Source organism: endosymbiont GvMRE of Glomus versiforme, assembly GCF_003546845.1.
Genome location: NZ_NWVA01000002.1, coordinates 88,147 through 108,035 on the forward strand (window position 1 = coordinate 88,147; position 19,889 = coordinate 108,035).

At 30.5% G+C, this 19,889-nt stretch carries 18 protein-coding genes and 2 pseudogenes; 14 read left to right on the top strand and 6 right to left on the bottom strand.

Annotated features, from left to right (window positions below; translation table 4 throughout):
* Positions 1 to 23 precede the first annotated feature (23 nt).
* Genes GvMRE_RS04065 through GvMRE_RS04075 form a run of 3 tightly spaced genes read right to left on the bottom strand, consistent with a single transcriptional unit; the run spans position 24 to position 4,178 of the window.
* Positions 24 to 1,445: a restriction endonuclease subunit S domain-containing protein gene (locus GvMRE_RS04065; RefSeq protein ID WP_147410001.1), complete on the bottom strand. Its 1,422-nt coding sequence runs from the start codon at positions 1,443 to 1,445 to the stop codon at positions 24 to 26.
* A gap of 4 nt (positions 1,446 to 1,449) precedes the next feature.
* Positions 1,450 to 3,876: a type I restriction-modification system subunit M gene (locus tag GvMRE_RS04070; RefSeq protein ID WP_147410002.1), complete on the bottom strand. Its 2,427-nt coding sequence runs from the start codon at positions 3,874 to 3,876 to the stop codon at positions 1,450 to 1,452.
* Positions 3,877 to 3,878: 2 nt separating this feature from the next.
* A complete protein-coding gene (locus tag GvMRE_RS04075) occupies positions 3,879 to 4,178 on the bottom strand; it encodes a hypothetical protein (RefSeq protein ID WP_147410003.1) in 300 nt (99 codons plus the stop codon).
* Between the two features lie 103 nt (positions 4,179 to 4,281).
* Here GvMRE_RS04075 and GvMRE_RS04080 point away from each other — a divergent pair, with 103 nt between their 5' ends.
* The gene (locus tag GvMRE_RS04080) at positions 4,282 to 5,559 is read left to right on the top strand and encodes an IS630 family transposase (protein ID WP_147410004.1); all 1,278 of its coding nucleotides are present in this window, start codon (positions 4,282 to 4,284) and stop codon (positions 5,557 to 5,559) included.
* On the opposite strand, the gene GvMRE_RS04085 is transcribed toward GvMRE_RS04080, so the two are convergent.
* Entirely contained in the window at positions 5,554 to 5,832 is a 279-nt protein-coding gene (locus GvMRE_RS04085) for a hypothetical protein (RefSeq protein ID WP_147410005.1), read from the bottom strand. The genes GvMRE_RS04080 and GvMRE_RS04085 overlap by 6 nt on opposite strands.
* A 129-nt stretch (positions 5,833 to 5,961) precedes the next feature.
* Here GvMRE_RS04085 and GvMRE_RS04090 point away from each other — a divergent pair, with 129 nt between their 5' ends.
* The 6 genes and pseudogenes from GvMRE_RS04090 (at position 5,962) to GvMRE_RS04110 (ending at position 13,759) form a co-directional block, all read left to right on the top strand.
* Positions 5,962 to 7,482 (top strand): hypothetical protein, encoded by a 1,521-nt coding sequence (locus tag GvMRE_RS04090; protein ID WP_147410006.1) that lies wholly within the window; start codon positions 5,962 to 5,964, stop codon positions 7,480 to 7,482.
* A 192-nt stretch (positions 7,483 to 7,674) separates the two neighbouring features.
* Positions 7,675 to 8,550, top strand: a pseudogene (locus tag GvMRE_RS14500) (class I tRNA ligase family protein); the annotation flags it as partial.
* Between the two features lie 771 nt (positions 8,551 to 9,321).
* A pseudogene (locus GvMRE_RS14505) lies at positions 9,322 to 9,436 on the top strand (class I tRNA ligase family protein); the annotation flags it as partial.
* Positions 9,437 to 10,104: 668 nt separating this feature from the next.
* The gene (locus tag GvMRE_RS04100; RefSeq protein ID WP_172575249.1) at positions 10,105 to 11,427 is read left to right on the top strand and encodes a GTPase; all 1,323 of its coding nucleotides are present in this window, start codon (positions 10,105 to 10,107) and stop codon (positions 11,425 to 11,427) included.
* A 9-nt stretch (positions 11,428 to 11,436) separates the two neighbouring features.
* Complete coding sequence (locus GvMRE_RS04105) at positions 11,437 to 12,048, top strand: hypothetical protein (RefSeq protein WP_147410009.1); 612 nt, start codon at positions 11,437 to 11,439, stop codon at positions 12,046 to 12,048.
* A gap of 37 nt (positions 12,049 to 12,085) precedes the next feature.
* Entirely contained in the window at positions 12,086 to 13,759 is a 1,674-nt protein-coding gene (locus GvMRE_RS04110; protein ID WP_147410010.1) for a GTPase, read from the top strand.
* A 198-nt stretch (positions 13,760 to 13,957) separates the two neighbouring features.
* Here the strand turns inward: GvMRE_RS04110 and GvMRE_RS04115 are convergent, their stop codons facing one another.
* Positions 13,958 to 14,368, bottom strand: a complete 411-nt coding sequence (locus GvMRE_RS04115; protein WP_147410011.1) for an HVO_A0114 family putative DNA-binding protein — start codon at positions 14,366 to 14,368, stop codon at positions 13,958 to 13,960.
* A gap of 18 nt (positions 14,369 to 14,386) precedes the next feature.
* Positions 14,387 to 14,626 carry a hypothetical protein gene (locus tag GvMRE_RS04120; RefSeq protein WP_147409443.1) on the bottom strand — a complete coding sequence of 80 codons (240 nt, stop codon included), beginning with the start codon at positions 14,624 to 14,626 and terminating at the stop codon, positions 14,387 to 14,389.
* Positions 14,627 to 14,788: 162 nt separating this feature from the next.
* On the opposite strand from GvMRE_RS04120, the gene GvMRE_RS04125 reads away from it, so the two are divergent.
* From GvMRE_RS04125 to pheS, 7 genes are all read left to right on the top strand, one after another.
* Positions 14,789 to 15,532, top strand: coding sequence for an ABC transporter ATP-binding protein (locus GvMRE_RS04125; protein ID WP_147410012.1), 744 nt, complete (start codon positions 14,789 to 14,791; stop codon positions 15,530 to 15,532).
* Positions 15,533 to 15,658: 126 nt separating this feature from the next.
* Positions 15,659 to 16,465, top strand: coding sequence for an ABC transporter permease (locus GvMRE_RS04130; protein ID WP_172575250.1), 807 nt, complete (start codon positions 15,659 to 15,661; stop codon positions 16,463 to 16,465).
* Positions 16,466 to 16,476: 11 nt separating this feature from the next.
* The gene (locus tag GvMRE_RS04135; protein ID WP_147410014.1) at positions 16,477 to 17,184 is read left to right on the top strand and encodes a hypothetical protein; all 708 of its coding nucleotides are present in this window, start codon (positions 16,477 to 16,479) and stop codon (positions 17,182 to 17,184) included.
* Between the two features lie 41 nt (positions 17,185 to 17,225).
* The gene (locus GvMRE_RS04140; protein WP_147410015.1) at positions 17,226 to 17,438 is read left to right on the top strand and encodes a hypothetical protein; all 213 of its coding nucleotides are present in this window, start codon (positions 17,226 to 17,228) and stop codon (positions 17,436 to 17,438) included.
* A gap of 207 nt (positions 17,439 to 17,645) precedes the next feature.
* Complete coding sequence (locus GvMRE_RS04145; protein ID WP_147410016.1) at positions 17,646 to 18,053, top strand: uL14 family ribosomal protein; 408 nt, start codon at positions 17,646 to 17,648, stop codon at positions 18,051 to 18,053.
* A 1-nt stretch (position 18,054) separates the two neighbouring features.
* A complete protein-coding gene (locus tag GvMRE_RS04150; protein ID WP_147410017.1) occupies positions 18,055 to 18,309 on the top strand; it encodes a KOW domain-containing RNA-binding protein in 255 nt (84 codons plus the stop codon).
* Between the two features lie 535 nt (positions 18,310 to 18,844).
* Complete coding sequence (gene pheS / locus GvMRE_RS04155) at positions 18,845 to 19,882, top strand: phenylalanine--tRNA ligase subunit alpha (protein ID WP_147410018.1); 1,038 nt, start codon at positions 18,845 to 18,847, stop codon at positions 19,880 to 19,882.
* Positions 19,883 to 19,889: the final 7 nt, after the last annotated feature.

Sequence of the window (19,889 nt, forward strand, 5' to 3'; positions counted from 1 at the left end):
AATATAAGAAAATTTTAGCAAGATTATTTTCCCTTTTTTAAGTAATCATTAATAATTTCATCAATTTTATTTCTTTCAATTTCTATTTTTTCTTCTCATTGTTTTTGTTCTTCTAGTTCAATTTCTATTTCTTTAACAATTTTTTCTTGCTTTGATAAAGGAATGTTTGGAACTTTTATATAATTTCACTTGTCAATTCCAAGTGCTTTGATAGTGGTAATTGTATACTCTCGATTTGCTTGGGCTTGAAAAATGAAACTGTAAAAGTAATAATAATAAAATTGATGGTTGATTTCTTGTTTTGGACTAAGTCTAAGAAAATTTCCGTTTAATATTAAATTTTCTTTATTAATTTCTAAATTATCAGTATTTATCAAGGCTGTTTTTCCAACTGTTCCAATAATTGAAATACACAGTTCACCAGAGATAATCTTATATTTTTTAAGTTTATTATACAGTTCTGCGGACAATCAAGGGATACTGTTCTTATCTATTTCTCAAAAATTTATTTCTTTTGGTCTTAAGTAAAAGTAATCTGTTTCAACATCAGAAAATGTTTCTCCTTTTGGGATTATTCCTCCACCTGACAATTTAAAGATATGGTTAACAAGAGTTCAAATTTTTTTATCTTTTAGTTTTTCTTCGATAATTCATGTTTTTTTATGATGAAAATGAGAGCTTGACCTAATTAAGTTACTTTTAGAAATGTCACAAAAATTCACTTCAAAAAATTTTTCTTTTTTCAAATTTTCAAACTTTTCCAAATTAAAATCAAATTCTCTAGCAAAAGTTTGATTAATTATTTCCTGCGGCTCTTTAATGCTGCTTTTTAAAGTTTTAATTTTCTTTTCAATTGGTTCAATTTCAGCCACAAGTTGGTCTTGAATAAAACTCGGAACATTAGGAGTTTGTATTTTAAGCAAGTCTTTTTGGTTAACTCTCTTATGCGAATTTCCGTTTTTTAACTTGACTAAATTAGACAAAAATTTTTCGGTAGTGAAAAGGTAATAAATAAAATGCGGATTATTATTTGGTGTTATTTCGTATTCTAACAATTCACTGGAGCCGACATATTTATTATGTTCGGTATTCAAAAAAATACCTCCCAGTCAAGGTCGCATTTTAGGAATGATGATGTCTCCCTTAAACAAGATGTTTTTATCTGAACCAATCTCGATGACTTCTTCGCAGTTTATCAAATTATTAAATCTTCTTTCAATATTGTCAATATCCACTAAAATTTCTGGCTCTTTTAATTCTCCTTTTGCTATTTTTTTTGTTTCAACAGGATTTAAAATACTTTTCAGATTAATGCTATTTTTCACTGAAAATATTTTTGCCTCTTGGATATCAAAAAAATATCTATAACCGAAATCTGGTCGGAGAAATTCTTGCTTGCCGATATTTTTAAAGTCGGTTATAAATCATTTCTTTTCCAGTAGCATATTTTTAAAAATTACCTCACTCTAATTTCCTCAAGTGGTCAAGAGCAGTTTCCATAATACCATCTTCATCAGCCAATAAAATTTCGCCTTGGTTATTAGTTCGAAAAAGTTCGTTTGATGTTGTCTTTTCACCTCTTTTAGTTCTCTTATAGCCAATGTTTTCTACCTCGGCTAGAAACATTTGGTAGTTTACCTTTTTAGCAACTTCACTAAATACTCATCAAGTATTTACAAAACCAAAAGTATCTTTGGTGTCGTTATCGTATTTGTTAAGTTCAACAAGCTCTTTTTGGTATTTTTTAATAAACTCTCCAACTGAAAGTTTTTTATCATCTTCTTCTATACAATCTTTAAGCATCCTAACCAAAATGTTCTTTTCTTTTATAGGATTTAATTCTCTAATTGAAGAAAATTGTTTTTTGTTTTTGCCGTGAATGTAAACCATTAGCAGGTTTTCACACTTTGTTTTAAGATCGCTTCATTCTTTGGAGTATTTGCTTCAAAACTTGTCCCATTCTTGTATTTTTTCTTTGGATTTTTTTTGAGCAAATAAAAGACTGGTTTTAGTAGAAGTAAAAGGTTGGAAAGTTAATTGTGGCAAACTAATGATTGCTTTTATATCAAAATATTTGTAAATAAATAATCTTATGTGTTTATTTTCGGCAGTATCAAAAACACTTTCAGGCAAAACTACACCAAGGCGACCATTAGGCTTTAATAATTGATATCATCTTTCAATAAATAAGTTCTCTGAATTTTTTTTATTTCCAAAAATAAATTCTTCTTTTAAGTGTTCTTTTGTTTCGTTAGACAAACTTATGCTAAAAGGAGGATTGCTGACAACTACATCAAAAGACCCATTTATTTCCTTGTTAAAATAGGTTTTTTCTTGTTTATGTCTTTTTAAAAGATTAGCTTCTTCCTTGCCATAATAACTAAAAGGCAAAAGTCCATCTTTAACAAAAATATTAGCCGAGCCATCTCCGTGTAAAATCATGTTTACTTTGGTAGCAGTTCCTAAATTAAAATTAATTTCTATACCATAAATAAATTCCTTTGCCCACTTGTTTTCTTTGTTGTCAGGAAACCATTCTGAATGCTTATTTTTTATATCTTCAGCATCTGAAAGTTTATCTTTAAATTTTACTTTTAGATTTTTAGTGATAAATTTCATGTATTCGATAAGGAAAGTTCCACTGCCAGCAGCAGGGTCTATTAAATAAGGAAGTTGTTGTTTATCGTTTACTTTCTTAATTGCTAATTTGTCTAGTTGTAATCCTCAAAGCAAGAACTTAACTATGTTTGTATGGGTAAAAAATTGTCCTTTGGTTTGTTTAAATCTTTCCCTAACTATTTCTTCAAAAAAATCACCTAGTATGTCTTTGCCTTCAGAATTTTTTCTCCATGAAAAAAAAGAGAATCTTTCCAATTCCGAGACAGCATATTTAAGTTTGGCAAGAGAAAATTTATTTTCATCTACTACAAAACTCTTTTTAAGTTTCTTTTGGTCAGTGATATTTAGTCTTTGTTTTAATGCTCTTTTGTATAGATTATTAATTCTCTCAAAAAGTTGTTCATTGTTTTCGTCTCTCTCTCTCTCTCTCTCTCTCTCTCTCTCTCTCGAATTGTCGCTTTTGAAAGAAAAAGTCTGAAACTCGTATGGTTCTCCACTTTCTCTTTCGCCTTCATCTTGAATTTTGGCTAAAATTATGTTTACTAGTGAAGAAAAAATATCGTTGTCATCTGTTCCGCCTCCACCCCAAAGAACATTATGAAGATTTTTCCTTACTTCATTTAACTGGCTGGGAATGATTCTTTTCTCTAAATCTTTTTCGCCACCTTTAACATATGGTTCTTTTTGAGCTTCTCCATATGCCTTGGGTAGTTTATTAGCAAAGCTTCTTGTTTCTTTTCACGAATCAAATGAAGCAAATTTTTCATAATCAATCAATATACACTCGTCTTTTATTGTATCTTCAATTGTTTCAATAGAATACAAAACTAGGTATTTAACTTTCTTACCTTGACCTTTTTCTTGTGAAGCAAGACTAAAAAGTTGGTTTTTAATGGTTTCTTCTTTATCTTTTCCGTATTCTTCTGGACTTTTTAATTCCATATACAAAAAAACATCTCCATTGTCGCGTTTAACGATTATGTCTATTCTTGGTTTGGCTGTTTTTGGTGTTCCTACATGATATTTCTTTTCTATCTCGATATTTTCTAGCTTATAGCCTAGTTCATTAACAAGTTTAGCAAGAATATAAGCCCTGACCATTTCTTCACCGCCAAACTTGTCTATCTCTCGATGGCTTTGGATTTTTTCTGAATATTTGACTTTTTTTCTTTCAAAGTCATAAATCACAACTGCTTTTTCTCTTTGCTGGCTATTGTCTAAATATTTTTTTAAATTTCTTGTTAATTCTATGTTCATTGCTATTCCTTTTTGCTGAAAATATCAGCAGTTGTCTTCTCATATTCTTTCATAGCTTTTTTGGCTAATTCATTATAAAGTCGGCTTAACAATAAAGAGTTAACTCGTTGATTTTCTTGGGGTTGTAATTCTCCTACATCTAAACCTTTTAACCAATTGAACAGAGCAATTTTCTTTTCATGAGGGGTCTTTGAACTTTTTAGAATTTTGGTTATTTTTTCTGCGTGCTTAAATTCACTTTCTTCTATTCATTCAGGGAAAGTTTCGCCACATTTAGGACATTGCTTTAATTTTTTTTTCACGACTTTTATTTCTGCTTTTATACTTAATTTTTACCTACTAATCAGATGAAATTAGTTAAAAACTAATTTAAAGTTTTTTATTTTTATAAAATAAAAATAATATATGGAATATCTTGCTAAAATCCTAGACAAAAAAAGGACAGAAAATTTTAATTTGTGAAAATATGAATTCTTAAACATTAAGACTGACCAAACAGATTACTTTTACTATGATAAGCAAATAAGTTATAAGCCTAATGCTAATGGCAGATTAGAACTAACAAGAGATAAGCTTTTTAAATCATTTAAGTGAGAATTAATTGACACTGATAGAAAGGGTAGAGGAGAACAATCTTTAACTGATTTTGAAAGGCAGTCAATCAGTAACATTGAAAAAATAGCAAATGACCATCGAAAGAAACAAATTAAATTATCGCTTGACCCTCAACACTTAAAGAGTTTGCGACAAATAGGAATTTCTTACAAAAATCTAGCCACTATTTATCAAAGAAGTGAAAGAACGATTTATCGTTGATTTAATCCTAGTTTAGAACCTTTAAAAAAGCGAGGCAAGAAGCCTAAAATAACTGAAGAAGTAGTTTCTTTGCTTCGTGCTTATATTGACAATGACGACAACCCTAAAACCCAACAAGAGATGGCTGATTATCTTTCCCAACAAATCGGACAAAGAATAAGTCGACAAACTATTGGTCGATGACTAACTAAACTCGGCATAACTCGAAAAAAACTAACCTATTATTATACAGAGTTAGATGAAAAGAAAGCCGAAGCATTTAATGAAGAGATTAAACTTCTGCTACCACAATTTCCTTTTATTGCTTTGGATGAATGTAGTTTTTACCCCAACCTTTGACCAAGGTTCGGATATTCTTTAAAAGGAACTAGAGCAGTTTCTAAACGACCGAGTCATAAGGGAAAACATTACACACTTTTACTTGCTATCAGTAACTTAAAAGAAAAAGGCGTGGTTCATTGAAAATTATTTAAGGAAAGTGTTAATTGAGAAATTTTCTACAACTTTTTGGAGAAGATTAACCCTATCGGAGATAAAAAGAACTATCTTTTAATGGATAATTCCAGTATTCATACTGCTCCCGATAAAAGAGAAGAAGCAAAAGTGCCTAATGTTAGAGAGCAAATGGCAAAGAAAAATATTGAGATAAGGTTTGTTACTACTTATGCTCCAATGCTTAATCCCACTGAACTTTGTTTTAACCTTTTAAGACAACAAACCGAAAAGCAACGACCAAAAAGTTATGAAGAGTTAAAAAATGCTATTGAGAAAGCAATTGAATTATTGAATACCAAAGACTTATCCAAATGCTTCTGGCATTGTGCTAACTACTTTGATGATGACAAAAAAACTAAATTCAAGTTATAACTCTCTTTCTAAATCTTCCACTTGTTTTCTTAGCTGTTCGGCTTGTTGGTTGGCTTGAAAGTAATTATAGGCTCCTCACAAAGCATCAATTATCCCTCATATTCCAAATGCCAAAGAAAGTCAAAAGAGGTATTTAGAGTTAGGGCTTCGCTGATACATGGCTTCAATTTCTTCTTTTAAGAAAATCTTCTCTACTGCCCAGTAAGCTAGGAAAGTACCAAATCTAAACAAACCTCCTCAAATGGAAGATAAAGCACTAGACTTGTTTCTCAAAGTATCTCTTTAGGCTTCGCGGACTTTTATGTAATGGATTATTTGGTGATTATTCATATGAAAGATTTTAAAAATAAGTTATAAATTACTGACATTAATTATTAGCATTGTAATATCAGTTCGGAAACTTTGAAAAGGAAATTATGAGACGAACATTTAAAAAAAAGCAGCGGAGAAGCAAGCACAATTGAGGAGTTTAAAGTAGCAATTGGCGAAAATGGTTATGGTTATACAATTTTTAGTAATGATAATAGTATTAAGATTCAAAGTTCTTCTGCTCGTACTAATCCTCTTTTTAATGAATTTAACCAAAGAAAGATACCAACTTTTGACGAATGGCATGAGAAATTAGGACATTTAACTCTTCAACAACATAATTGCAACATTCAAGTGCTGATTGGAAGAAGAATAGCATTAGAAGAGAAATTAGCCATAGAAAGAAGAAAATTTTACAATAAACCCGATTGTATAAATAAAAAAAACGCCCAAGATATTGAATGAGAAATTAAACTTACCCAGTCGGAAATTGATTATCACATTAACCAAGTAGGTTCTAATTGCGACCATATTAACAAGCCGGTAACTAAATATTGTCAAACTTGTCATTCTAACCAAAAAACTTTTCTTGATGATAATAATCGTTGCTTGAAATGTGGTAATATTTTTGATGCGGGTTTGGGTCCTAATGGTTTCCGAGACTATGAATGAATGGAAAAAAGAGTTGTTGAAATTGGTGATTTAATATTCAAGTTAGAGAATGAAGCAGTTAGTCTTTTGTCATACTGTAATTGTAGAAAATATGATTGTCATAAGTGTCAAGAAGTCCGTAATCTCAAAGAGCAAATTTTGATACTTGATAATGAAAGAAGAGAATTAAAAGAAAAAATTAACCGAACCGACCTTATTCCGCAAGACAAAAAAGAAAGAGACCGAAAAGAATTTGTTGAAGAACTAAACAAAGCACTTTCCGAACGAGACGGACAAGAAACATGAGAACAAGAAGAAACAAGCCAAGAACCAGGCGGAGATTATTCACTAACTAGTTTTCGTGAAAGAAAATATAAATATGGCGAGGTTTGTTTTGATTGTGGTGCTAAAAGTGAATTAATAATTACTAAATATATAGAATGTGGCATATGTAAAGAAAGAACCGAAGGAGATAACAATTGAAGATGTGAAAAATGTAATGACAAAAAATACAAACATTTCTGTAAAAAACTAAAAAACAAGCCGGAAAACGAAGAAAACAAAAACAATTCTTCTCCAAATACCATTAATATTAACATAAACAATAATAGCAACGCAGTAAATAGCGACAATAATGAAAACAAAAAATTAGCACAAATTATCCAAGAGATTGAAGTCTTAAAGCAAAAAATCGCACAATTAGAAAAAACCGGAAAAAACCCTCAAAAAGTTGAAGAACTAAAACACCAAGTACAAAATTTGGAAAGTCAAAAAGCCCAACTTAATCAACAAACTTCAAAACCGGTTGAAAAAAATATGGAGAATGAGAAAAAAGAAACTACTCCAAATCCTGCTCCGGCTAAACCAGAAAGCCATAAAACTATCTTGTTGATTGGCGGTGGTCTTTTAATTGCTAGTGCTTTGGTGATTGGATATTTTATAGGAAAAAATAAAAAAAACTAATTAAGTAAAAAAAGAACCATGTAAAAATAAAAGAGTTCAAGGTTTTCGTTTGCTTTTTCTCTAAAAAAATTAAATATGTCTTATTATTCATGCCAAGAAATCGAGAAAAAATGACAAGAGTATTGAGCCAAAAATAAAATCTTTTTTACTGATTTAGCAGATAAAAATAGACCAAAAAAGTATATTTTAGCCATGTTTCCTTACCCTTCGGGCAGTGGTTTACATGTTGGTCATATCCGCAATTATACTATCACTGATGCTTTGGCTCGTTTTTATCATTTAAAAGGCTATAATGTTCTCATGCCAATTGGTTGAGATGCTTTTGGTTTACCAGCCGAGCAATATGCCATTCAAACTAATAATCATCCAGCAACTTTTACTAATACTAATATTCAAAACTTTAAGGAACAATTATTAAGAATGGGCTTTTCTTATGATTGAAGCAAGGAAATAAATACCAGCGAACCCGCTTATTACCATTGAACTCAATGGATTTTTTGTCAAATTTACCGCCAAGGACTAGCCGAATATAAAGAAATACCGGTTTATTGGTGTGAAAAATTAGGCACAGTGTTAGCCAATGAGGAAATAAAAACTATTGACAATAAAAAAGTTTCAGAACGCGGAAATTTCCCAGTGGTAGAAAAAAATATCCCCCAATGAGTTTTAAAAATTACTCAATACGCTCCGCAATTATTAGAGGATTTGGCAGGATTAGACTGACCAAAAGGCATTAAAAGTTTACAAAAAAACTGGATTGGCCTCAATCAAGGAACTTTTATTAATTTTCCAGTAGTAGAAAAAAATTTGACTATTACTGTTTTCACTAAAAGCCCCCAAACTCTTTATGGAGTAACTGCCCTGGCTTTATCGGTTAATCACCCTCTTATTACTCAAATTACTTCTCCTGATAGGCAAACTAAAATAAACGAATTTTGTACCACTTGAAAAGATAAAGAAAGCCAAGAAGTACACGGAGAATTTACGGGAAACTATGCCCAACACCCTTTAACCGAGGAAAAATTACCGATTTGAATAACTAATTTTGTTATAAGTGAATACGGAACAGGAGCAGTAATGATTAATGCTTTTTCTCCCGAAATATTTGCTTACCAAGAAATACCTAATTTAGTTAGTGAAAAAGAATTAAAACAGAATAAACAAATTGATTATGCTTTTGCAGTAAAATACAATTTACCAATAAAAAAAATTTTTCAAATAGACAAACAAGAAGAGAAAATAAGAGGTTATTTCATTAATTCGCCTTTAATTAATAATTTAGATAACAAAGAAAAAGCGATTGAGATTATAAACGAAAATTTGAAAAAAATGCAAAAAGGTCGCAAAGGCGAATTTTATCATTTAAGAGATTGAATTTTTTCGCGGCAAAGATATTGAGGTGAACCTATTCCGGTTATTCATTGAGAAAATAACCAAAAAGAACTTTTATCTGAAAAAGACTTACCGCTAATCCTCCCTCCCTTAACTGATTTTACTCCTAATCTTCAGTATTATTCTCCACTCCAAAAAGTGGAAAATTGAGCAAATGTTGAAAATAAAGACAACTTAAAAGGAAAAAGAGATGTTAATGTTATGCCTCAGTGAGCAGGTTCTTGTTGATATTATATTGCTTTTTTGTTAAAAAAAAACGATAGTTATTTAGCCCTTAATAGCGAAGAAGCCAAGAAAATTATAAAAAATTGGCTACCAGTGGATATTTATATTGGCGGGCAAGAGCACGCTAATTTACATTTACTATACGCTCGTTTTTGACATAAAGTTTTATACAAAATTGGCATAGTTTCCCAGCCTGAACCCTTTCAAAAATTAATTTGTCAAGGAATGATTTTAGGTGAGGACGGCGAAAAAATGTCTAAATCACGAGGGAACATTATCAACCCGGACCCACTAATTAAAGAATATGGTGTTGACGCTTTAAGATTAGCCATGATTTTCCTTGCTCCTCCCGAACAAACTACTAATTTTAAACTAGAAACCGTTAAAGCCATGAATAAATGATTAAAGCGAGTTTACCAACTTTTTACTTCTCATAAAGAAAAATTTACTGAAAATTCTGACCCGGAATGAGATAACTTTTACCATGAAATATTAACTGAAACAACTAAATATTACCAAAAAAACAAACTTAATTTAATTATTCCCCAACTAATGATTTTTATTAATAAATGTTACCAAAGCAAAAATATACCTCGGCAATATGCTCTGAATTTTCTCCAACTGTTAAATCCCTTGGCACCACATATAACCGAGGAAATTTGAAGTTATTTTCAAAAAACTTCTCTTGCTTATCAACCTTGACCAGAAATTAGCCAAATCAATGAAAATAAATTCCCAAAGCAAATTAACTTAATAGTCCAAATTAATGGTAAAACCAAAACTATTTTACCAATCGATTTTAACCAAGAAAAAGAAAGAATAATTAAAGAAATTGAAAAGAATGAAAAAATAAGCAAGCAATTAAAAAATAAAGCAATCATTAAAATAATATATATTAATAATAAAATAATTAACTTTGTATGTCAATAAGAAAAGAGTCATTTTTTAAGTAGCAAACTATTTTTGAAATTATAAAAATTAATTATATAGAGGTAAATGATAGATATGAATGTAAGAACGGTGTTATTATTAGGCAAAACAGGTGGCGGGAAATCCACACTAGCCAATGTATTAATGAACAGAAACAATAATTTTGAAGAGGTCTTTTCCGAGAGCGCTGGAATGACCAGCGAAACTCGTCAGAATCAGGTTGAAGAGTTTGAAGTTAATCTTACTGAAAATGGCAATCAAAGAATTAGATTTATAATTGTTGACACAGTAGGTCTTTGTGATACAAGAATGACCGAGCAGGGAGTTCTTCATAAAATAGCTGAAATGTCTAATCAGGTTGGAAATGGCTTAAACCAAATTCTTTTCGTGACGGGTGGCAGATTTACCAGAGAAGAAATCAAGTCTTATAACTTATTAAGTCAAATTCTCTTTGATTATCAGGTAGCGAATTATACTACTATCGTTCACACTCATTTTCCAGAATTCGAGGATGAAGAAGCATGCGAAAGAGATCGTCAAACTTTAAGAAATGAAAACCGAGAACTTTTTGAAATAATAAGAAATGCCCGAGTTATGTATGTTGATAATCCGCCAGTGAATCTGAGTGGTAGTGGAACAAGATTGAGAAGACAAATTGAACTTAATAAAGAAATATGCGAAGAATCTCGACGCAGATTATTAGCCCATTTAATAAATAATTGTCGAGAAGTTTATCTACCTAATAACCTTGCTACTTTAAATGAGCGAGTAGCAAATTACCAAACCGAGGAAGAAAAAATGCAAGCCCAAGTAGCAGAACTTCAACAAAGAATTGCTAATCAAGCAGCTAGTCATCAAGCTCAAATTAACGCTATTCAAGCCAGACATCAACAGGATTTAAAAGACCTAGAAGATAAAATGAAAAAAGATTTAGCAAATGAATTGGCAGAAAAAGAAAAAAGAATAAAAGAAATTAATGATGAAGCCCAGAAAAAAATGGATAAATTACAAGATAAACTTGATGAAGCAAATAAACAAAGTGCTAATTCAGCGGCTAGTGCAGCTGAGGCGGCTCGTTGAGAAATAGTAAGGAGTAATGCATCAACTAGTTCGGCATTAGAAAAATTAGAACAAGAAAAAGAAGATAGTGAAAAAGAACAAAAAAAAATATTGGAGTTAGAAAAAGATAATCTAAATTTGAGAATATTCGCTTACGGTCAATCAGTAGAACATTACACAGAAAAGCGAGTAGAAAAAGAATTAAGAGATGAATATGAAAAAAAGTTAGACAAAAAAGACCAAAAAATTGAAGAACTGGAACAAAGACCACAAGTGGTACAACAAGGCTTGTTAAATGTTAATTTACAAAATCCTAATTTTTACACTAAAATTGGTTAGCAAATAGGAATGGTAGGAAAAGAAAAGTTAGAGACTTGTCTTCAAATTTTAAGTAAGTTTAATGTTTCTTTAAAAGATTTAAAAAAAGTTAATTCTATTGAAGCAGAGATTAACTCCGAGTTAAGTAATGAAGAAAAGATTAAAGTAATGGAAGAAAATGCAGAAATTATTAGTCAAATCTCAAATAAAAGTAGACAAATAGTCGACGAATTCGTAGATAAGTGAGTTAGAAAAGAAGTTGTCCCTGATGTTGAAGATTTAGAAACTCTCGAAAAATTCATGAGTGATATTAACGAAAGCATAGAAAGCATGACTTTTTCTATTTGCAGGATTATTATTAAAGATGGAAGTAGAGAAAAGCAAAATCAAATTCAAGTCCTTAAAGATAAAAATAAAGAACTAAGAAATAAAATCATTGCTTTTCTATTTCAACACGAAAAAGAACGCATTCAATCCAACCAAAATAACCCAGTTCAACCAATCTCTCCAAGAAGCCAAAATCAACCATCCAACAATAAAAAAGATTATCCTTGGGGAATTATTATTAGTATGGGAGTAGTAATAATAATCTTATTAGGAATAGTTATTTTTTTGTTAACAAAAAATAAGAAAAAAAAATAAAATGTGCGTATAAATATATATATAAGGTAAAAAAAGTATGAATATTAAGAATATATTATTAATAGGTAGAACTGGTGGTGGTAAATCAACATTGGCTAATACCTTAATAAATCAAAACAACAATTTCGAAGAAGTATTTAAAGAGTCTGCTGGCAGCGTTAGTGAGACTAAAAATGTCCAGATTAAAGAATTTATAGTTAATCTTACCGAGGATGGTAGCGAAAAAGTTCGTTATTTAGTAATTGATACCGCTGGCTTTGGAGATACTAAACTGACTGATAAGGAAGTATTACAACTAATGTCAGAAATGGTTAAAATCATTGGTGATGATGGGTTAATTCAAATCTTTTTTGTTACTAATAGCCGCTTTACCAAAGAGGAAGTTGATGTTTACCAATTATTAGAATCAGTTATTTTTGATAATCAGGTTAGCAAGTATACTACGATTGTCAAAACCAAATTTCCGGAATTCGAGAATGAAGCCAAATGCGAAGAAGACAGACAAAAGTTTCAGGCTGAAAATCCTGAATTGGCTAGAATATTCAATGTTAACAAAATAATTTATGTTAATAATCCACCGTTAGTCGGTCGTCCAGCAGTAGTGGAATTAAATAAGGAAATTAGAGAAGAGTCAAGGAAAAGATTATTGGCTAACTTAGGGAAATATCAGAGCATTTATCAACCAGGTAATTTAAGCACTCTTAATCAGAGAATTAACAGTTATAAAACTCAAAAAGAAAACTGGCAAAACCAAATTAATAATCTCAATAGTCAAATCAGTTCTGCACAATCTAATTATTGAAGTCAAGTTAATTCTTTGGAAAGTAGACATCAACAAGAAATGCAAGCATTAGAGCAAAGGAGGCAAAACGAGTTAAATCAAATCAGGGAGAAATCTCGTTATGGGTATATTGATAACAGAAGAGAATATTGGAATATTATGTATACTTGAAATAAAGATGCATCAATTTTAAGTGCAATTAATCCAGTATGTATGGATGATTGGATAACTTTAAGAAGTGATTTTGATTCTTCTTTACAGGGTCTAGATATTCCTTTTCGTTATTATAGTTATCCAGAAGCAAGCAATAAACTAGTTTCAGTGTTAATTAATTTAGCAAGAAACGCCTGACATATAGACATCATGAATAATAGATTTTTTTTTTATGGTGTTCCTCGTGCAGAAAAAAAATCATTGGAGTGAAGATATAGAGATTCGGAATCAAAGATAAAAGATTTTTTTAATTATAATCTTGAAAAATCTGATGTCGAATCTGGTTTACACATTTGAGTTTACAAAAATAGCGACTATAATGCTGACACAAAATTTAGGATTGGCACAAAGTATCATTCTAAAATTGAAGATGTTAACCTTGAAAAAGCTTTAAGAGAAGCATCTGAAGCCCAAGAATACGAAATAAATAGCCAAATCGAAAGAATCAAGCAAGAAAATCGTGACCGAGAAAATCGTCTCTGGCAAGAAGTAGAAAACCAAAGACGCTTAAACGGACAAAGAATTACCCAAGAGAGACAAAATATTCAAGCTAATTTAGATTCAGTGCGACAAAATAGTCAAGCAAGAATTTCCTATGCTCAGCAGCAGATAAATGATGCTGAAAGAAACCTTGAACAGCAAATTCAGCAGCAGACCAATTTACCAAGTATTGCTTCTTTGGCAGGAATGATAGCAAAAATGTTTATTGGTAATTAAGTAAGAGAAAAATCAGTTGAATTTTCCTTAATAATTCCAATTTTCTTAAAAAAAATAAGCAAGTATTTTCAGGGCAAACAAATAAAAAAAGTGTTTTACCTCAAAAATAAATTAATTAACTTTGTGCTTATTTAATTTTAATTTGGAAATTAAATAACAAAATATCTCAATATTTTTTAAATCAGTTTTAAGAGGCAATTAGGCACCAAGGGAAGAAGTAATTAACCTTTCTTGTTCCTTAACTTTGTTTGCTCCAAAATCAAAAACAATTTTCTCGTATAAGGCGATTGGTTTGATTTCTTGACCCTGTTTTTTTAATTTGACAATTCCTAAATCAACTAGACTTTGGACATCTCTTTCTACTTCTTTTTGATCTCGATGAAGTAATTGAGAAAGTTTTTGCAAGTTAGCAGGCTGTTTGTCTTTTAAGCAAGCAAACAATTCCAAACGATTTTCATTAACTACTTGATAAAAAACCCTAATATCATTAGTAACAATCAAGTTTCTGGGCTCTACTTGCTTCTCTTTGGTTCGGATAGCATGCTTTACATCTTTCCTTAGTTTTCCCAAACTTTCTTGAGGATCATAACGAAATATAAATTGTCCCATAATAGGTATTTTTAGATTTTATTTTAATATTTCTTTAATTTCTTGGGCAAAAGGTCCAAATCTTTCTTTCACTTTTTGGAAAAAGAGATCTAAGGACTTATCCAAAGAATCTCAAGAAAAGATCACTCTTTCTTGCTGATCAATGTGATAATGCGAACCAAAAGGATAATGAGTATCAAATAAAACTCTCCGCTGACGATCACTTTCTAAATAAGCAATTCAACTAAACTTTGCCGGAAGTTTTGGCTTATCTGGCAAAAGATAAAGTTTCATCGGACAACTACTGCTTGTCCTGCTAAATTATAGAAAATTCTTTTTTTGTTAATTAATCACTGGACAGAGTCCTTTTTATTCATGTTTAGATTTTAAGTGAACTAACTAAGGAAAGAAGTAAAAATACATTAATAAAGAAAATTAAATATGAATTACGCTAGCGAAGTTAAAAATTTTACTAAAAGATTTGGTCATAAAACAGTAGTTAATAATGCTTCTTTCCGAGTAAAAAAAGGCAGCATTCATGGATTTATTGGACCTAATGGAGCCGGAAAAAGCACTACTTTAAACGCCATTATGTATTTAGTTATTGCTAGTGGTGGAGAATTATTTATTGAAGGAAAAAGAGTGTTAAGTCCACAAGGATTAAAAGAAATCGGCGACCCAAGTTTTAATTCCAATGTGGGTTATGTTCCGGCTGAACCACTTTTTCCCCGCAATATGAAAGTAAAAAGTTTTTTGGAATTTGTGGGGCTTTTACGGAACATACCTGTTTCCCAAGTAACGCAAAAATTAAATATTTCCTCTTTAAACAGGTTAAGCAACCAAAAATGTGCTAGTCTTTCCACAGGGCAAAAAAAACTGCTTCAATTATTTGCTATTGATTTATACCAACCAAAAATTTTAATTCTGGATGAGCCTTTTAATGGTTTAGACCCCACTAAAAGAACTTTACTGGCTAATAAAATTAAAGAAGTTAGAAATCAAGGAGGAACCATTTTAATGTCTACTCATATTCTGTCTGATTTACAAGAATTAGCCGATGAAGTTACTATGATTAAGAGTGGTGAAATTGTTCATACTGGACCAAAACCAGATAATATTCAAAAACTTTATGAAGAGCATTTTATTCAGTCCCAGGGAAAAACCACTGATGATTTATTTGCTTAAAAATATAATTAATTTATGAACCAGTTAAAATTGTATAAATTCTACTTGAAAAGATTGCTAAAAAGCTGATTTTTCTGGCTTTCTCTTGCTTTAATTTTATTTTGGATATTTGTCTGACCTTATATTATGTATAATATTGGTGGCACACGCAGCATAAGCGTTGACTCTTCTTATAAACCACAACTTACTAAATGAAAAGAAATGTTTCCTAATTACCGAGATTTTTTGCGGGAGTTTTCTGGAGTGAATGGGGAAAGAAACCGGGCTCCGCTTTTCTTTCCTGATGTTGCCAAAAATTTTTTTACTTTTAATTCTAATAGTGCTTGAAAAGATATTTTTGCTACGCTTTGAAAATTATTTATGTGAGGCTCCATGGGCTTTTGTGTAATTTTCCTTCTGCTTTTTCCAAGTGCTTATTCTTTAATTAGCCAACCCGGAAAAAACGGTGAGGACAAAACGGTTTTAAATGTTGCTTCGCCAATTAAAAGGGACGATTTGGTAATTAGTAAAATTTTATCTTTCTTTACTTATTTTGTTTTGGTTACTCTTTTAACTTTTGTTATTCCTTATTCTATTTATTACTTATTGATAGCACCTAAAATTTATTGACCGGCTTTTATAACTTTCGTTTTCTTGGCTAGTTTAGTTTTTCCGTTGCTTTATTTTCTGTTGTTTGGAGCAATTTTAATTTATTTAAATTCTTTATCACCAATATTAAGTGGAATTTTTGCTTTTATTCTATTTTTCTCACCGTTTATTTGATTAGTTATTAAAGAAAAAACAAGTAATCCATTCGGAGGAAACGCCAAGTGAGTAGAAAATTTGAGTAAGATAGGCAGTAACCTTTTGGTAATTATCCCCTTGGCTCTGCTAATTGGTGGTTTATTCTTGTTTCTTTATCGCAAGAGATTTCTGGAAAAAGATTTTAATTAAAAATTTTTCTTATGTTTCGTTTTGAAAAGCCCATATTTCTTAAACTTTATCACTATTATATAAAAAAATTATTCTTTGCTTGGTTGCTTTTAATGGCTCTGGTTCTTTTTATTGCTCTTGTAAATAGTGATATTTTAAAAATTTTTAAAACAAAAGAGACTGAAAGCATTTGGGATAGAAGTTGATGGATTTCTTTGACAAAAACGGGTTTGTTATTTTTAATGAGTAGCAATCTTATTTATGCTCTGGTTAATAAAGGACAAAAAAGAGAGGACGCTTCGGTTTTAACTTTTACTTCGCCCATTAACCGGCAAAATATCTTTTTAGCCAAAATTGCTAGTTTCTTTACTTATTATTGAGTAAGCAATCTTTTATTTAGTTTACTAATTGTTTTTCTTCCAACCGAAAGTTCTGGGAGTGCTCAACTTATTTTTCTCCTTTTTGATAGTTTTTTCTTAACCTTAATTACTTTCTTGCTTTTTTCAACTCCGTTTTTTTATCTTTATTTTCCTGCCCGGAATCCAAAATTAAAATTCTTGGCTTTCTTTCTCTATTTTGCTTTTCCTTTGCTTGTTTTTATTGCTACTTTTATGGTCAATAGAGATTTACTTCCCAAAATTTTTGGTAGTCCATGAATTCCTGCTTTATATTCCTTATTTATAGGAGTTAGTTTTTTATACTTTTATTGGGACAGTTTTAGCCAACATGATTATACTTAAAAAATACTTTATAGATGATGGTAGAAAAACTAAATCTCGAAATGTTAAAATTAATCAAAGAACAAAAGAAAGAAATTGATTTTTTGGCTAAAAGATTAAGAAGTATTAATAATTATTTATCAAGGACTGAATTAGAAAACTGCATTTTAGTTGCTTGCTTGCGTATTATTACTGACAAGCACAACATTTCTCGTCAAGAAAAGAGAGAAATTATTCTCCGAGCAATTGAAGAAATTTTTCCTGATATTTTTTAATGAAAAAAATAATGCAAGACTTGCCAAAAACTAAATCAAAAAAAGCCTATTTAGAGACTTAAAAACAACAAATAAGCAAAGTAAAAATAGAGGTTTTTCTATCAAGGATTATAATGAATTAAATCAATTGGCTATTGTTGTTTTAACCTAATGACCCAGAAACAGAAATTATTACAATCATAAAAAAAAGCATTAAAATATTTATATATGTTTCAAAATGAATCTCGTTTATTAGTAGTTGACAATTCAGGAGCTAAAGAATTGTTAGTCATTCGTTGTTTAGGCGGCTCTAATCGTAAATTTAGTAGAATAGGGGATCGAGTAATTGCCACTGTGAAAAAAGCCAAGCCTCATGGGAATACAGAAAAAGGAGAAATCGTCATGGCTCTAATTATTGCCAGCAAAAAAGGACTTTGTCGCCCCAATAGTAGTTTTATTAATTTTAGCAAAAACTGTGCTATTTTAATAAGAAAAGAAGAAAGAAGAAAAAAAGATAAAGGGCAGCCTTTTAGGCCGATTGGGACTGTAATTTCAGTACCAGTTTTGCGTGAATTTAAGGAGTGAGGCTACGGTGAAAAATTCTTTGAAAAAGTAAATGATTTGGTGTGAATTTAGTATGAATAAAATAAAATTAAAATCAGGCGATTTAGTAAAAGTAATTACTGGAAAATTTTGTGGTCTAGTGGATAATATTCACCACATAGAGCCTAAAAAAGAAAGAGTTTACTTAGCCAAAGCAACGAGAAAAGTCTATAATAAGTCTCCTGACGTCAAGAAAAAAAGCCAGTTAAAAGATATTTTGGTTTCTCTCCATATTTCTAATGTGACAGCGTGGGAAAATAAAAAAATTACTAAGAAGGTAAAGAAGTAAAAACAAAAACCGATCTGATTAGACGAAAAACTCTCCAAAAGGAAAAACCAAGTAGCAAAAATTTTTTTTCTTTTTAGAACTAAAATTCACTATATAGAAAAAAACTAAATAAAATTTATGCCAACATCACACCAAAAACATGTAGATAAAGGACAAGACTATCGTTCAGATTGCCCAGTATGTCGCTAAAAGAGGTACAAAGTAAAAATGTGAGGAGTACCAATATTTCTTATTGTTTTTGTTTCTCTATGTTGTTTCCTCCGTTCAGTTATTTGATGAAAAACTAAGCCGTTTTTAGCACTTTTAATGACTATTTGATTTGTTGTTTTGCCTTCAATGATTTTTCTTTTAATGCTTAACTCTGATATTATTCCTTCTCATTGGTGAGGAAAAGGGAAATGGTTATTTTATCTTTTATTTTTTTGTATAGAAATTTTTCTGCTGATTATTTTTCTTTTGATAGAAATTATTGTAAGAAAAAAATCCAAAAAGAAATGTGTTAAAAAAACCAAATTAAATCAAAAAAATAAATAAAATGAATTTAAATATTGAAAAAACCATTCAGATTGGTGAAGAAATTCAACAAAAAATCCTTGCTACCCAAACCAAAGAAGAGTTACAAAAAATTAAAAAAGAATGTTTAGGCAAAGGAGGCATAATTTCCCAAATTTTCCGCCAAACAATTAATTTAAACAACCAAAAAGAAAAAAAAGACAAGATTAAACTCATTAATGAATGAAGAAAAAAATTATTAACTATCGCAGAAAAAAAAGAGCAAGAATTGACTGAAAAAGAAATAAATCAACAATTGCTAAAGGAAAAAATTGATATTACCTTAGAAGGAAAAAATTTGCCTTGGGCTTGCCTTCACCCCCTAACCCAACTTATTAAAAGAATTTATGATATTTTTTTACGTCTTGGCTACCAAATTGTAGAAAGTCCAGAAGTTGAGACCGAGGAAAATAATTTTACTAAACTAAATATGCCCTTTGGTCATCCTGCTCGCGACATGCAAGATACTTTTTATTTGTCTGATGGTTTACTTTTACGCACTCATACCACTAATACCCAAAGCCGAATACTCTCTAAAAATCCTAACACAGAATTAAAAATTATTAGTGCCGGTAAAGTTTACCGACGGGACGATGACGATGCCACTCATACACACCAGTTTACCCAAGTAGATTGTTTTGTTACTGGAAAAGACATTTCTTTTAGCCATTTAAAAGGAACTTTGGAATTGCTAATGAAAGAATTATTTGGCGAACAGCAAATTATTCGTTTCCGTCCTTCTTATTTTCCTTTCACTGAACCAAGTGTAGAAGTTGACGCTGCTTGTCTTCAATGCCAACAAAAAGGCTGTGAAGTATGTAAAAGAAGTGGCTGAGTGGAAATTGCCGGAGCTGGTTTAATTCACCCCCAAGTCTTACAAAATTGTGGATTTGACATCAAAATCTATTCCGGTTTTGCTTTTGCTTTTGGTCTCGAACGCTTACTAATGATTAAATACGGAATTGAAAATATTCGTAATTTTTATTTAAATGATGTTAGATTTTTACAACAGTTTGTTTAAAAACTAA